Source organism: Bacillus sp. NP247 (genome assembly GCF_018966865.1).
Lineage (GTDB): Bacteria > Bacillota > Bacilli > Bacillales > Bacillaceae_G > Bacillus_A.
This window is the reverse complement of record NZ_CP076653.1, coordinates 3,855,608-3,870,884: the sequence shown is the minus strand read 5'-3', so window position 1 is coordinate 3,870,884 and position 15,277 is coordinate 3,855,608. Positions and strand designations below refer to the sequence as shown.

The 15,277-nt window shown below is 36.2% G+C and carries 16 protein-coding genes; 7 read left to right on the top strand and 9 right to left on the bottom strand.

All coding sequences use genetic code 11. The features are described 5' to 3' along the window. Positions 1 to 48: 48 nt before the first annotated feature. Both prpE and KPL75_RS20145 read left to right on the top strand, forming a co-directional pair. Positions 49 to 789 (top strand): bis(5'-nucleosyl)-tetraphosphatase PrpE, encoded by a 741-nt coding sequence (gene prpE / locus KPL75_RS20150; RefSeq protein WP_219917493.1) that lies wholly within the window; start codon positions 49 to 51, stop codon positions 787 to 789. 223 nt (positions 790 to 1,012) lie between these two features. Further along, positions 1,013 to 2,398 carry a peptidase G2 autoproteolytic cleavage domain-containing protein gene (locus tag KPL75_RS20145; RefSeq protein ID WP_219917492.1) on the top strand — a complete coding sequence of 462 codons (1,386 nt, stop codon included), beginning with the start codon at positions 1,013 to 1,015 and terminating at the stop codon, positions 2,396 to 2,398. 45 nt (positions 2,399 to 2,443) lie between these two features. On the opposite strand, the gene KPL75_RS20140 is transcribed toward KPL75_RS20145, so the two are convergent. Genes KPL75_RS20140 through KPL75_RS20125 form a run of 4 tightly spaced genes read right to left on the bottom strand, consistent with a single transcriptional unit; the run spans position 2,444 to position 5,209 of the window. Continuing rightward, positions 2,444 to 3,337: an RluA family pseudouridine synthase gene (locus KPL75_RS20140; protein WP_219917491.1), complete on the bottom strand. Its 894-nt coding sequence runs from the start codon at positions 3,335 to 3,337 to the stop codon at positions 2,444 to 2,446. A gap of 15 nt (positions 3,338 to 3,352) precedes the next feature. Next, positions 3,353 to 4,150, bottom strand: a complete 798-nt coding sequence (locus tag KPL75_RS20135; RefSeq protein WP_000673193.1) for an NAD kinase — start codon at positions 4,148 to 4,150, stop codon at positions 3,353 to 3,355. Between the two features lie 18 nt (positions 4,151 to 4,168). After that, a complete protein-coding gene (locus KPL75_RS20130; RefSeq protein WP_001081481.1) occupies positions 4,169 to 4,807 on the bottom strand; it encodes a GTP diphosphokinase in 639 nt (212 codons plus the stop codon). A gap of 30 nt (positions 4,808 to 4,837) precedes the next feature. Next, entirely contained in the window at positions 4,838 to 5,209 is a 372-nt protein-coding gene (locus KPL75_RS20125; protein ID WP_219917490.1) for a UPF0738 family protein, read from the bottom strand. Positions 5,210 to 5,353: 144 nt separating this feature from the next. Here KPL75_RS20125 and KPL75_RS20120 point away from each other — a divergent pair, with 144 nt between their 5' ends. The 4 genes from KPL75_RS20120 to KPL75_RS20105 all read left to right on the top strand — a co-directional run bounded on the left by KPL75_RS20120 (position 5,354) and on the right by KPL75_RS20105 (position 7,811). Further along, the gene (locus KPL75_RS20120) at positions 5,354 to 5,932 is read left to right on the top strand and encodes a CYTH domain-containing protein (protein WP_219917489.1); all 579 of its coding nucleotides are present in this window, start codon (positions 5,354 to 5,356) and stop codon (positions 5,930 to 5,932) included. 184 nt (positions 5,933 to 6,116) lie between these two features. Next, on the top strand, positions 6,117 to 6,515 hold the full coding sequence (locus tag KPL75_RS20115; protein ID WP_219917488.1) for a globin domain-containing protein: 399 nt from the start codon (positions 6,117 to 6,119) through the stop codon (positions 6,513 to 6,515). Then, entirely contained in the window at positions 6,515 to 7,408 is an 894-nt protein-coding gene (locus KPL75_RS20110) for a ClpXP adapter SpxH family protein (RefSeq protein ID WP_219917487.1), read from the top strand. The genes KPL75_RS20115 and KPL75_RS20110 overlap by 1 nt, the downstream gene beginning before the upstream one ends. 229 nt (positions 7,409 to 7,637) lie before the next feature. Further along, positions 7,638 to 7,811, top strand: a complete 174-nt coding sequence (locus KPL75_RS20105; protein ID WP_000748141.1) for a hypothetical protein — start codon at positions 7,638 to 7,640, stop codon at positions 7,809 to 7,811. A 145-nt stretch (positions 7,812 to 7,956) separates the two neighbouring features. Here the strand turns inward: KPL75_RS20105 and pepF are convergent, their stop codons facing one another. The 4 genes from pepF to mecA all read right to left on the bottom strand — a co-directional run bounded on the left by pepF (position 7,957) and on the right by mecA (position 13,460). Continuing rightward, positions 7,957 to 9,783, bottom strand: coding sequence for an oligoendopeptidase F (pepF, locus tag KPL75_RS20100; RefSeq protein WP_219917486.1), 1,827 nt, complete (start codon positions 9,781 to 9,783; stop codon positions 7,957 to 7,959). A 50-nt stretch (positions 9,784 to 9,833) separates the two neighbouring features. Continuing rightward, the gene (locus tag KPL75_RS20095) at positions 9,834 to 11,069 is read right to left on the bottom strand and encodes a competence protein CoiA (protein WP_219917485.1); all 1,236 of its coding nucleotides are present in this window, start codon (positions 11,067 to 11,069) and stop codon (positions 9,834 to 9,836) included. A 90-nt stretch (positions 11,070 to 11,159) separates the two neighbouring features. Beyond that, on the bottom strand, positions 11,160 to 12,704 hold the full coding sequence (locus KPL75_RS20090; protein ID WP_219917484.1) for a cardiolipin synthase: 1,545 nt from the start codon (positions 12,702 to 12,704) through the stop codon (positions 11,160 to 11,162). Positions 12,705 to 12,776: 72 nt separating this feature from the next. Further along, positions 12,777 to 13,460 carry an adaptor protein MecA gene (gene mecA, locus KPL75_RS20085; protein WP_219917483.1) on the bottom strand — a complete coding sequence of 228 codons (684 nt, stop codon included), beginning with the start codon at positions 13,458 to 13,460 and terminating at the stop codon, positions 12,777 to 12,779. Positions 13,461 to 13,896: 436 nt separating this feature from the next. Here mecA and KPL75_RS20080 point away from each other — a divergent pair, with 436 nt between their 5' ends. Then, positions 13,897 to 14,571, top strand: a complete 675-nt coding sequence (locus KPL75_RS20080) for a TerC family protein (RefSeq protein ID WP_219917482.1) — start codon at positions 13,897 to 13,899, stop codon at positions 14,569 to 14,571. Between the two features lie 50 nt (positions 14,572 to 14,621). Here the strand turns inward: KPL75_RS20080 and spx are convergent, their stop codons facing one another. Beyond that, positions 14,622 to 15,017 (bottom strand): transcriptional regulator Spx, encoded by a 396-nt coding sequence (spx, locus tag KPL75_RS20075; RefSeq protein WP_002011348.1) that lies wholly within the window; start codon positions 15,015 to 15,017, stop codon positions 14,622 to 14,624. Positions 15,018 to 15,277 lie beyond the last annotated feature (260 nt).

The window sequence follows — 15,277 nt, the reverse complement described above, 5'->3', positions numbered from 1 at the left end:
ATGTACATTTTAGATATACTAATAAAAAAATGAGCTGGAGGTTTAAATATGAAATATGACATTATAGGTGATATTCACGGATGCTTCCAAGAGTTTCAAGATTTAACAACGAAACTAGGGTATAGCTGGGATAGTGGTATCCCAATTCATAACGCAAAACGAAGGCTTGCATTCGTTGGTGATATTACAGACCGAGGTCCTCATTCATTACGGATGATTGAAATTGTATGGGAGCTCGTAATAAATAGAAAAGATGCTTATTATGCTCCAGGGAATCACTGTAATAAACTGTATCGTTTCTTCCTTGGACGTAATGTTACAATCGCTCATGGGCTCGAAACAACTGTTGCAGAATATGAAGCATTGCCTTCTAATAAGCAACAAATAATAAAAGAAAAATTCATTACTCTTTACGAACAATCACCGCTATATCACATACTGGATGAAAAAAATTTAATCGTCTGTCACGCTGGTATTCGGCAAGATTACATAGGAAGACAAGATAAAAAAGTACAAACCTTTGTATTATATGGTGATATTACAGGCGAAAAACACCCTGACGGCTCACCTGTCCGCCGAGATTGGGCGAAAGAGTATAAGGGTGAAACATGGATTGTTTATGGACATACACCTGTCAATGAACCTCGCTTTGTGAATCATACAGTCAATATTGATACTGGTGCTGTCTTTGGTGGTAAACTAACTGGACTACGTTACCCTGAGTTGGAGACCGTTTCTGTCCCTTCTTCCCTACCTTTTGTCCCTGAAAAGTTCCGTCCAATTTCATAAAATGAAACTTTAATCAGTAGGGGTTTTGTTCATCCCCCACTGATTATTAGCCCGCAAATAGCGGGATAAATACCTCTACTTAATACAATTCACGATTTGCAGAGGATCCTGGTGTTTTCTAGACATATTCCACACTAAAACTAGATAAAGCAATTAAAAAAAGATGCAATAAAGTGCATCTTTTTTTAATTGCACGGCATATACTGTCGCAGGAGGTGACGGAATGAAGAAAAAATCTTCTAAACAAAAAAGAAAATTCCATCCTTTATACCATCCCATGTATGGAATTAACAACTGGTGCAGTATTCGAGCTGCTGCTATAGAAGAACAAGAGTCATCAAAAAAAAGCAAACCGAGAGAAAAATATGTCTCTTTAGAAAATGCTGTTATGAGGCGAATTATAGATAGCAGGAAAATAAAAGCAAAACAAAAAAAGAAGCTCGCTTCTAATAATGATGAACCTGTTCTCGATTCGGAAAAGATACAAGAAAATATAGAAGAAAGCATTCCTGCAGCAATAAAGGAAAAAGTACAACCAGAAATTCCAGCTACTATTATAAATCAAGTAAAAAAAATAAAAGAAGCATTAATCTCGGGCAATGATGTACAAATAGAAAGATCCGCCCCTACTCAGGCGCCTGTACCTACACCTATAAAAAAAGAAAATAACAAAGGAGCTCGTCACGCATATAAACAAGGACTTCACTCTAAAGCTGATGGAATCGCTTCACATGCAGAAGGACTTCTTACACATGCAACGGGTCCCTTTTCTCATGCAGAAGGGACAAAAACAAAGGCAACTGGACATAGTTCGCATAGTGAAGGAAGTGAAACGACAGCAGGCGGCTCTTATTCTCACGCGGAAGGAAAACATACAATTTCTTTAGGTGAAGCAGCACACGCAGAAGGAACCGCAACTATCGCTAATGGATTCTCATCTCATGCGGAAGGAACTCATACATCAACAGCTAATTTTGCAGGTAGTCATATTATGGGGCGCTTCGGCACAGCAGAAGAAGCTTATTCTTGGTTTATTGCGAATGGCACAAGTGAAACCAATCATAATATAGGGGCAAAATGGCTTGCTCATAACGGAGAAATGTATATCGATGGTGCTTCTTACAATGCAAGCGGAACAGATTTTGCACAAATGTTTGAAACAGCAGACCACAAACCTATTGATGTCGGCTATTTCGTTACATTTAGTAGTGAAGAAAAAATCCGGGTAGCTACTTCAAATGATTCATTCATATTAGGAATATCTAGCGCCACTCCTGCTCTCATAGGAAATAGCGGTGCTTTAAGTTGGCAAAAACGCTATGAAACAGATAGCTTCGGAAAACGTCAATATACACGTACTAACAAACAAGAAATACAGCCCCTTTTAAATACAGAATGGGATCCAGCTTGTAAGTATATATCAAGAAAAGACCGTACTGAGTGGCTTCCTGTCGGATTAATTGGACAAATGTTAGTACGTGATGACGGCACTTGCGAAACACACGGGTATTGTCGTCCAAATGATGACGGCATTGCTACAAAAGCTGAAAGTGGCTTTTTCGTTATAAAACGTACTGGTGAAAATCAAATTTTAATATTATTCCGCTAAAAAAAGGGAACAAAATTCTTCGTTCAATAAGAATTTTGTTCCCTTTTAATTGTTATGTAAAGCGGATTGCATGTCATCTGGGATACTTACGGTAAAAGTCATTTCCTTTTCTAAAATAGGGTGATAAAACGTCAAAGACGTACTATGAAGCGCTTGGCGTTTTATCACATCTCTTCGGCCGCCATATAAATCATCCCCAAGTAGCGGATGTCCTATATATGCCATATGTACACGAATTTGATGTGTTCTTCCCGTCTCGAGCTCAAGCGATACATGCGTCTTATCGGAAGAACTTTCTATCACTCTAAAATGAGTAACAGCTCTTTGACCATCTTTACAGACAGTTCGCTCGATAATACTATCCGCTTTTCGTCCGATTGGCGCATCAATCGTTCCTACTTCTTCTAAAATAGTCCCATGAACGATTGCCTCATATGTTCGTTTCACCCCTTTTTGTTGATGCTGCTTCGATAAAAGGTGGTGAACGAATCTGTTTTTCGCAATTAACATAAGCCCTGAAGTATCACGGTCTAACCTCGTCACGATGTGCACCGTACTTGCAAGATTTTGTTTATCATAATGATATAAAAGTGCGTTTGCAACACTTCCTGACGGGTGCTCCCTAGACGGAATCGTCGACATATTTGCTTCTTTATTTATAACAAGAACCTCATCATCTTCATATACGATACATAAAGGGATCTCTTCCACTTCCATCCCTTCACTTCTTTCCTCCACTGGAAAAAAGACTTGTAACTCTTCACCAGCTTGTAACTTGTGACGAACACTCGTGTGTTGACCGTTTACTTCAATTGCTCCGCCTCGGAATTTTATATCCGTTAAAGCAGCTTTCGAAATCCCTTTTGCTTTCAAAAATTCTCTAACTAAAGTTCCCTCTTCAGCCAGCCTTATATCCCATTTCAATGTAAATCTGTTCAAATATATAAACCCTCTCTATTTATCTGCAACAAACGAGTCACGAACACGTTTCCAGAATGGGAACGGACGGAAACGAACAAATCGTACTTTCTCGTTTGCAACGCGATACTGAATTGATTTCACATCTTGATGAACCATCGTCAAATGATCCACCGTAATTTGCAAGTTCATTCCTACAGCCGGCTTTAAAACGCATGTATGATGCTTCGGCAGTACGAGCGGCGAACCTACCGTACGAAATACACGATTGTTAATAGATGCCATTTCTGCAATTTGAATCGCTTCAATAGAAGGGTGAATAATTGCTCCGCCAAGCGCCTTATTATACGCGGTACTTCCTGAAGGAGTAGAAATACAAAGGCCATCTCCGCGGAACGTTTCGAAATACTCTCCGCGTATTTCCACTTCTGTTACTAATGTACCTTCTGCACTTTTTACAGTCGCTTCATTCATCGCCAAATACTGCGACTCTTTACTACCATTCACATAGCGAATAATCACTTCTAAAAGCGGATATTCGACTACTTGGAATGGGGTTTTAGCGATTGCAATCACCAACTTCTCTACTTCCGTCGGTAACCAATCTGCATAGAAACCTAAATGCCCTGTATGTACACCAACAAATGCGGTTTCATCTAATCGATTATAGTAACGATGGAATGCATATAAAAGCGTTCCATCTCCCCCAACAGAAATTACAATGTCAGGTTCCTTTTCATCCATTATAAATCCAAAGTCTAGCAAGTATTCTTTCATCGTACTTGCTAATGTATCTGATGATTGATCTCCCTTTGACATAATTGTAAATTTCATCGCCCAACACCCTTTAGTTTATGATTCAGAATCTTTCGTTTCCTGCTTTCGTGAAAAGACCTTTTGCGCTTCTTGAATTTCAAGACGAATGGAAGACATTTCTTCATCTAATAAAAACGCCGCTTCCGCTGCACGTTGTAAGCGTATTTTAATATCTTCAGGAAAACGTCCACTATATTTGTAATTTAAAGAATGCTCAATCGTTGCCCAAAAATTCATTGCTAACGTGCGAATTTGAATTTCAACTAACACTTTTTTTTCTCCCTGTATCGTTTGAACAGGATAACTAATGACAACGTGGTAAGAGCGATAGCCGCTATCTTTCTTTTGCGTTACATAATCACGTTCTTCCACAATTTCAAAATCATTTCGTTTTCGAAGATATTCTACAACAGGCTTAATCTCATCAACAAATTGACACATCATTCGAAGGCCCGCGATGTCCTGCATATCTTCTCTGAGCCGGTCTAGCGGTACATTTCTCTTCTCCGCTTTATCAATAATACTTGCAACCGACTTTACCCTTCCTGTTACAAACTCAATTGGAGAATGCTCCGTTAACATTGCAAATTGAGTACGCATTCCTTTTAGTTTCACTTTCAGCTCCGCCACCGCTTGGTGATAAGGTGCTAAAAATTCTTCCCAATTACGATTCATTTCAACCACCACCAAAATCAATCCATTTGCTTATAGAAACACTTTTTCTACAGCAGTTACTAGTTCTTCTCCGTAATTTGCATTACCTTCAATATTTTCAACTAAATATTCTACTTCTTCTTTTAATCCTTCTAATTCTATTTCAACATCATTCACGCGAATAAACATCGCTGCATCTTTATTCATCGCTTCATGCATTGCTTCCCAGCATGTATGCGGAATACTTACATAAATGAAAGATGATTCATTTTCTAAGATATATAAAAATGATAAATTGTCTGAGTCTACAAGTACGTGATTACGCGCACTTAACTCCTTTACCTCTATTTCAGTATTTTCCGCACAAAAAATAAGCGCATTCTCTCTCGTTTCTACGCTCTTAACTTGAATTTTATTTTGCATGCTCGAACTCCTCCATCTCAACTTCCTGTCTTACTTAACAGTATTATTGTATCATAACATGGACGCAAACAAATAAAACATTGAACCGAATTTGCGAAAAAGCGATAATGTGTAAAGAATTATTTTTCAAAAGGAGCGCATACAATGACACAAGAAATTGAAATTGAATTTAAAAATATGGTTACAGAGGAAGAATTCCAAACATTATGCAAATCTTTTTCTATTGAAGCATTTACAAAACAAGTGAATCACTACTTTGAAACACCTCAATTTTCTTTAAAAGATACGGGATCTGCTCTTCGTATTCGTCATAAAGATGGAACTTATACATTAACATTAAAACAACCTGCTGAAATTGGTTTATTAGAAACCCATCAATCTATAACAGAAAAAGAAGCCAAACTTATGATGGAAACAAACGCAATCATTCAAGGAACTGTCATGGATCAGCTAGACAAATTACAAATTCCCGTTTCCTCTTTAACTTATATGGGAAGTTTAACAACAGAAAGAGCTGAAACATTATTTGAAGGCGGAACACTTGTCTTTGATCATAGTTTCTATTACAATCACGATGATTATGAAATCGAATACGAAGTGCAAGATGAAAAGACCGGTAAAGCAGCATTTATAAGGTTATTAAAGCAACATAACGTACCAGTTCGTCATACAAATAACAAAGTAAAACGCTTTTTCCTTGCCAAACAAAACGAAGAGCGCTAAAGTAAAATTTCCATCAGTGCAGAAGTGATTTACTGGTGACTATGTTTCACCTTTTTGGAAAGTTAAGATTTATTAGCAACATATAGAATAAGCAAAGAATGTTATGAAGGCTGTTTAGTTGCTCTTCATAACATTCCATTGCTACAATAGATATACATTTCATGGAAAAAGGAGTTTATAAAGGATGAGCAAGCAACCGATGACACCATTTGAAGCAATTGGCGGTGAACAATGCATTGCAACATTAGTGGATACATTTTATTCCTATGTCAGTGAACACCCTGACTTATCTCCGATCTTCCCGGATGATTTAACAGAAACCGCTAGGAAGCAGAAACAATTTTTAACACAATATTTAGGTGGTCCTAATTTATACACTGAAGAACATGGGCATCCTATGCTAAGAGCACGCCATCTTCCGTTTGAGATTACTCCAAAACGCGCAGAAGCTTGGCTATCATGTATGGAGCAAGCAATGGATGATACAGGAGTGCACGGTCATATAAGAGAGTTTGTTTTCGAGCGTTTAGCATTAACTGCTCAACATATGGTCAATACTCCAAATGAAACAGGTGAAGCGTAATGGATAAGCAGGAAGCAAAGCATATGAATATGCCTTCTCCTTCCACATGCGAGCATAAGTCTGTAGAAGCATATTTATTTATTGATCCACTTTGTAAAGATTGTTGGGATATCGAGCCATTTATTATTAAACTATGGCTTGAATATGGGAAATACTTCTCTATTCGTCATATCGTAACAGGAAAAGTGGACGGGGCAAACGCTTCCTCACACAAATGGAATAAACCTGCTAATATTCGATTTGTGTGGGAAAAAACAACAAGTTTACAAGGTTTTTCATGTGATGGAAAAGTACATATGCAAGAGGCATCGTCAACACCGTATTTAGTTTCGATGGCAATTAAGGCGGCGGAGTTGCAAGGCCGAAAAGCAGGTTCGAAGTTTTTGCGAAAACTCCAAGAATACATTCTTCTTGAAAATGTATCAAACCCTGACTGTGAATTATTGCTTACATGTGCTAAAGATAGCGGCATTGATGTAGAGGAATTTAAAAAAGACCTACACTCAGTTAGCGCAAAAAAGGCTTTCCAATGCGACCTGAAATTCACAAATGAGATGCATATTACAGAAATACCTTCCCTCCTATTTTTTCATGCAAATTCAGATGAGGAAGGTATTAAAATCGCAGGAATTTATTCCTATGATGTATACGTACAGCTATTAAAAGAACTTGTAAAATGCGAGATTGAGCCAGAGCCATTACCTCCTTTAGAAGTATTACTAGAAGTAACACAATTTATTTCTTCAAAGGAAATCTCATTTATATATGACTGCCCTCAGCAAGAAATAGAACGCGAACTAAAAAAATTACAACTAAAACGAAAAGTACAAATGATTGAAGTGAAGTGCGAGCGTTATTGGAAATGGATAGCAAAAGAAAAAGACCTGGTGTAAACACCAGGTCTTTTTCTTTACGGCTTATAAAAATATTAAAGGGGATGGGAGAAATTTTCACGTTCAAACAAAGGGGTATATGTTTGTATGTGAATTCGTTCACGCTTATTATATTACAAGATTCGACGTCAGATGACAACCCCTTTTGTCGAATTTCACACTTTTGTCACATTCTAAACGTTTTCATTCTTGAATAAGCTATAAAAAAAGCAATTTAGGAGGTTTCCTTATGAAAAAATCTCATATTTTTCTTATCTTTCTATGTGTTATTGTTTCTTTTTTCTTATATATCCTCTCTCTATTACAAGCTTTTCCTAAAATTATTGCCTTTCCTCTTTTATTCGGGGTTATCGTCATCGCTGTCTCTTATTTCAACTATAGAAAACGATTTAAAGGATTTTAACTCCAAAAATAAGTCGTGAAGATCCCTTATACTATAGAAAAAATAAAGAAAATCACTTTATTTTTTCGACAAATATCGACACACAATACTTTTGAACAAATGTTTCAAACAAAAAGACGAGGATAAAATCCCTCGTCTTTTCTTATTACTTCTCTTCAAACAATAGTGCTTCTAATTCATTTAACTTCTCTTCAAATACTTGTAATGCTTCTTTTACAGGTTCTGGCGATGCCATATCTACTCCTGCTTTTTTCAACACTTCAATTGGGTAATCAGAGCTTCCAGCTTTTAAGAATTCGTTAATGTAACGTTCTACTGCTGGTTGTCCCTCTTCTAAAATTTGTTTTGACAAAGCTGTCGCTGCACTAAATCCTGTTGCGTATTGATATACGTAATAGTTGTAATAGAAGTGCGGAATACGAGACCATTCTAAACCGATTTCTTTATCGATTACTAAAGCATCCCCGAAATATTTCTTATTTAAATCGTAGTAAATCTCCGTTAACATATCTGGCGTCACGGCATGTCCTTCTTGTACTTTTTTATGAATGATATGCTCGAACTCTGCAAACATTGTTTGACGGAATACAGTACCACGGAAACCTTCTAAATAGTGATTTAATAAATATAGACGCTCTTTCTTATCTTCTGTCGTCTTCAATAAGTAATCATTTAGAAGTGCTTCATTACAAGTTGATGCTACCTCTGCAACGAAGATTGAATAATCACCATATACGTGCGGTTGTGTCTTCCTTGTATAGTAACTATGCACTGAATGACCAAACTCATGAGCAAGTGTAAATAAATTATTTACATTATCATGCCAGTTCATTAAAATATACGGATTTATTCCGTATGCACCAGATGAATATGCTCCGCTTCGTTTTCCTTTATTCTCATATACATCTACCCAGCGATTTTCATATGCTTCTTTTAAAATTTCAACATATTCATCACCAAGTACATTTAAAGATTTCAATAACATTTCTTGCGCTTCTTCATACTTCACATTCATTTTCACTTCTGGTACAAGTGGTGTATATAAATCGTACATATGAAGCTCATCAAGACCTAGAGCACGCTTACGAATATCAATGTATCGATGTAGTAAGTGTAAATTATCATTTACCGATTCAATAAGTTGATCATACACCGCCTCAGGAATATTATTATTACTTAATGCAGCTTGACGTGCAGAATCGTATTTACGAACGCGCGCATTGAAATTATTACGTTTCACAGCCCCACTTAGCGTACTTGCAAATGTGTTCTTATATTTCCCGTACGTTTCATATACAGCTTTGAATGCATCTTCCCGTACACGACGATCATCACTTTCTAAAAACTGAATGTACCGACCATGTGTTATTTCTACCTCTTCTCCATCCTCACCTTTAATAGATGGGAATTTCAAATCCGCATTATTCAACATACCGAATGTATTACTTGATGCACTCATCACTTCAGATGCTTCTGCTAATAACGCTTCTTCTGCCTCAGATAATACGTGCGGGCGTTGACGTGTAATTTCTTCTAATGCATGCTCATATACACTTAGTTCTCGATTTTCTTGTAAGAATGTTTGCAATGCATCTTCTGAAATAGATAAAATTTCAGGTACGATATAAGCTGTGCTACTAGATACTTGTGAGTATAAATTTGTTGCGCGATCATTTAATGCTTGATACACAGAGTTTGTTGTATCTTGATCGTAACGCATATGTGCATATGTATATAGCTTACCTAATCGCATTGAAATTTCATCTTCATATTGCAATGCCTCAAGCAAATTGTCTGCAGAGTCGCCAAGCTTCCCTTTAAATTCAGTTAACTTTGGCAATAGCTCTTTAATAGCTTGGAATTCTTTTTCCCATTCTGCATCTGTTTGGAAAATATCTTCTAATCGCCATGTGTTTGCTTCTTCAATCTCATTGCGATTTGGTAATGATTTTACTGTATTTTGTTCAGCCATTCTTTAAGCCCTCCTTATAATATCTCTACTTAAGTACAATTCGATTTTTCTTATGTAATTCCTTCACGATCAGTCTTTATTATATCCCCTTTTCCATCTCTCATGTTGTACTTTGTCTCAAATAGAGATAGTGCATGAGCTAAGCAAATTTCATCATATTTCATAATTTCTTCCTCTGTTTTTACCACCACAACATCTCTTATTTTTCGATACTTATTAATACCTATTTTTATTAATACACCTGCATAACATAAAAATGTCATATACTCCGCAACTGCTACCTTCCATATATGTTGTGCAAAATACGGAAGTAGGCGCCTCTTCGTATATTTTGCTACATAGTTACATACGTATTGCAAGGAAATATACTCCCCTACCTTAAGCATACCTATACACTTCATATAAAGAAAAGCTTGCCATATAAATGGATTTGTTTGAAAAGCAAACGCGGATGGGAGCGGAACACCGATTTCAGAGGGAAAACTCGCTGGGGTACATTTATATTGATATAAGAGGCGGAGTAGTGACTTATGATTATAATTCCAGATAGATAGAGCGTTTTGCCGAAAATGGCTCTTTTTTCTCTTCCATTCTTTTCCTAATACCTCTTTTCGGAAAGGAACGGGAGAAAAGAGCATGTCAACAGTAGTCGTATCAGTTGGTAAATAAATAGTATGTGAGAAAGAGACATTTGTAGAAAACGGAGTGATAAATGCGCATTTCATAAACAATTTTTGTTTCGGACAAAAGAAAATAAGAAATGGCTGAGGATAAGGTTGTAAGGAGAAAGCCATAAGGGAGGAGAATGTCATCCAATAGGTGGATTGCTTTTTCAACTGATTTCCACCGATTATCCAGATGACTTGTATACTAGCTTTCCAATACGAATACGTTCGCTTATACAGCTGCTCTATGGAGAGATTTGCACATTGATATTCAATCGCAATTTTTCTATCCGCTCTCTCTACGTAAATATCTGGCCGTTGCTGGATTACCGGCAGATAATGCTCTATATCTACATGAAAATCTTGACGTTTTAACCATCTATATAACAATTCTTTACCGTGCATATGATACATAGATTCTGCTTCATAAAAGGTAAGACATGAATCCACTTTCTTATGAGCAAAATGCCAGCGCTTCTGTTTCCCTAATTTCATTTGCACTTCTTTTCCGCAAGCTGTACAAAAGAATTTTTCTCGTTTACGCATTTCGCGTAAACGCTCTTCATCCCGGTTATATAATAGATGAATTTTTTCTCCGTTTTCTCTCCTTGCAATAAACATTACCATCACACCCTTTCAACTTCTTGTATTCTACAATTTACTACAAATTCCTCTCAAAAAAAGAGATATCCTAAATTAGGACATCTCTTTCTATAATAAAGGTGATAATAGCCGATACGTCGATTCAACAATCCGCCTATGAAGACGTCTCTTATGAAATCGGTCAACATGAATTTCACTGGATTCTTCTAAATCGTCTTTAAAATCTTGAACGAGCTTTCGAATGCTACCTGTATCATATAAAAAGGCATTTACTTCAAAGTTTAAATGAAAACTTCTCATATCCATATTAGCTGTCCCAATTGATGCGAGATCAGAATCCACGATGACAACTTTACTATGAAGAAAACCTTTTTCATATTCATATATTTTTACTCCTGCATCTAATAACTCCGGAAAGTACGATCTTGATGCATAAAAGACAGTCCGCTTATCTGGCTTACTTGGCATTAACAAACGAACATCAATACCAGCAAGTGCAGCTACTTTTAATGCAGATAAAATATCATCATCTGGAATAAAGTATGGTGTTGCAATCCAAATCGATTTCCTAGCTGAAGCAATCATTGCAAAATATAAATGTTTAATTGTTTCCCATTTATTATCCGGTCCACCTCCAACAAGTTGGACTCCGCCCCAATGATCACCCTCAACTGCTTCCGCTTGTAAATATTCAGGTGCTAATACCGCCTCACCAGTCATATAAAACCAGTCTTGAAGGAAAATTAGCTGTAAACTTTGAACTGCTTCACCGCGTAAATATAAATGCGTGTCTCGCCAAAAACCGAAATATTTATCCTTCCCTAAATACTCATCACCAATATTTAATCCACCTACAAACCCTTCATTTCCATCTATAATAACGATTTTCCGGTGGTTTCGATAATTAATTTTATCGTTTAAAATTGGAAAGCGCACAGGGAAAAATGGAATCATTTCTACTCCTGCATCATTCAATTCTTCAATATACGAATTTGATAATTTAAAGCTTCCAACCGCGTCGTATAAAAAACGTACGACAACGCCTTCTTTGGATTTTTTTATTAGAATATCTTTAATTTCTGTACCTAGCTTGTCATCACGCACAATGTAATACTCCATATGAATGTGGTGTTTCGCTCGATTTAACCCATCTAAAATTTCCTGAAACGTTTCGTCTCCATTTGTTAATGTCCTCGTTTCAGTTTGAAACGAAATATTTAAAGCACCTAGTCGATCTGCTAAACGAAATAACAATTCTTGATGCTTATGATTTCGTAAAATCCGTTCTTCGTAATCTTCGTGTCCCTTATATTGTAAAAACGCCTGTTCATCGAGTAATGCCTTCTTTTGAAACATTCTTTTTCTGCGAAAGTTTTGTCCAAATAAAAGATAAGCAAAGAAACCGAATACTGGAAAAATACCTAGTACGATTAACCACGTAAGTGTTTTTGACGGATGGCGGTTTTCTAAGAAAATAACACATCCAATTAAAAATGCGGAAACCGTAAATAAAATACTAATAATACCTAAAATCGAAAAATCCTTTATCCCAATGACATCCGAATAAAATGCTACATCAATAAACATGCGTAATGAAACAAATACTGCGAACAGTAGTAGAAAAAAGAAAAGTAGTTTTAGTGTATTTTTCATCTCTTACCCCCTAAATAAGAAAACCTTCCTATTCTTCATAAAAAAAGCCGATTTCATACTATAGAAATCGGCCTACATTTTAGGAGGGAAATTGTTGCGAATTGTCTCAAGCGCACGCTCTTTCACAACCTGTTTCCCATACTCGCTTACACGGTGAATTGTTAAAGTAGATTCTTCTCCATATTCTAAAACAATACTTAAAATACGATCAATTTCTTCTTCTTCATGTAGCACTTCATCGAATTCAACATATACATAATAGCGGTCCTCAAATGAATGCAATTCATCTTTTATATCTTCAAAGATAAGACGATGACTTAATGAAATGACATCTTCAAAATCATTAAACTTAATTAAAAAGCCAAACGTACCATCTTCATTAAAGTTTGTTCCTACTTGTTCTTCTACCTCTTCCACTAATTCTTGCTGGAATAATGATTCGATGCCTTCATCTAGAGGAATGTCTATAATTTTATCCACACCTATTGGTAGTTCCAGCTTTTGTCCATCCTTTGAAAGCTCCGCTTTCGTTACAAGTACTTCAATCCCTTTATCGACTGCTTGCACTTGAATCCATAACGGCCCATCGATAAAGAAATCATCATGATCACGAGCTTCGTCCATCATCTCCCAAAAGAGCTCTTCACTTCGTTCGCGATCATACCAAATTTCTTCACGGTTAAACCCTCTGTCCTCTATATCAACGTACGTAATAAAAAATTTCATTGTATGGTCATTAATTCTTTCAATATCCAAAATACAACTCTCCCTTCCTGCTTGGAATTGTTATGAAGGGATTCCCCACTCATATGACAAAACAATAGATTCTTGTACTCTCATTTTATGATAAGATTCTCCAGAATGGAAATAAAATCGATTTATTTTACAAAAATAGTTATATACCTATCTGTATTCGACTGTTTACATAAAGTGAAACATTAATCAGTATTTTTTTCATCCTCCACTAATTATTAGCTCGCACCAATCGGGATAAATATACCATTATACCAATTCACTGCTTACAAAAAATTTGGACATACATTCCCATATTCCCTCGTACACTGTAATAAAGTGAAACTTCTATTAGAGGTGATTATTTTGTCCCCGGGGGCGCGGAATCAAAACTAGACAAACTTTCTTCACCACATACATATATTTCGCTTATTAAAACATCATAAATGGAGGCAGACGAATGGACTTAGAGTTTTTAACATCCGTACTAATGATTGTCGGTATCGATGTTGTACTAGGTGGCGATAACGCAATTGTCATCGCGCTAGCTAGCCGAAATTTACCTGAATCAAAACGAAATAAAGCCATTTTGATTGGTACTATTTTAGCAATTGTGCTACGAATTCTCCTCACAATACTAGCTGTCTATTTACTTGATATCCCATTTTTACAACTCATCGGCGGAATTTTACTCACATTAATTGCGGTAAATTTACTAACTGATAATAACAACGATCTTTCTTCTATCAAAGGAAAAACAACTTTATTCCAAGCTGTGCGTACAATTGTATTTGCGGATCTCGTTATGGGGTTTGACAATGTTATTGCCATTGCAGGAGCAGCTCACGGAAGACTTTCACTCGTAATTATCGGTTTATTCATTTCTATCCCGATTATCATTTGGGGAAGCAAACTTATTTTAATACTCATGGAACGCTTTCCATTTCTCATCTATTGCGGAGCAGCAGTTCTCGCCTATACAGCAGGAAAAATGATTACACATGAAGACAGACTTGCAACGTTTTTTCATCATAATCCTAGTTTTACCGCAAGTATCCCTTATTTGTTCATTTTCACGATTTTATGCATAGGCTTTATCGTTCAACAAGTACGATTACGTAATGTTAAACAGTAAAAAAAAACCTTCTACTCTATAATAGGTAGAAGGTTTTCATATTATTATAATTAATTTACAAGACGCTGTGCTTCACGTAATTGGAACGTTCTTACTGTACGTGGTAAGAAACGACGGATTTCGTCTTCGTTGTAACCTACTTGAAGGCGTTTTTCGTCAATCATAATTGGACGACGTAAAATACCTGGATAGTCACGAATCATCTTATATAAATCTTGAAGTGGTAAAGACTCTAAGTTCACATTCAATTCTTGGAAAACTTTTGAACGAGTAGAAATAATCTCATCCGTTCCGCTTTCTGTCATACGTAAAATCTCTTTAATCTCATCAATCGTTAATGGATCTGAGAAAATATTACGTTCTGTATAAGGAATATGATTTTCCTCTAGCCATAATTTCGCCTTTCTACAAGACGTACAGCTTGGAGAACTATATAATGTTACCATACAAAGCTCACTCTCCTTAAAGAGTACAAATTCTGTACTAATTACAGTTTAAATTTCTAACTTCCGCAATTTTTCGCGATAACTTGTCTTATAGCAAAGTAAAAAATCGCAATTCATGTAAGCAACAATAATTACTTTTAATAAGTAACTTCTATAATCATTATACAATAGTTTTTGCAAGAAATATACAGTGAATTTACTGCTAGTTGAGAAAAATTCTCCGTGTACTCCACTGCTATGTAACATGATTACACTCAGTA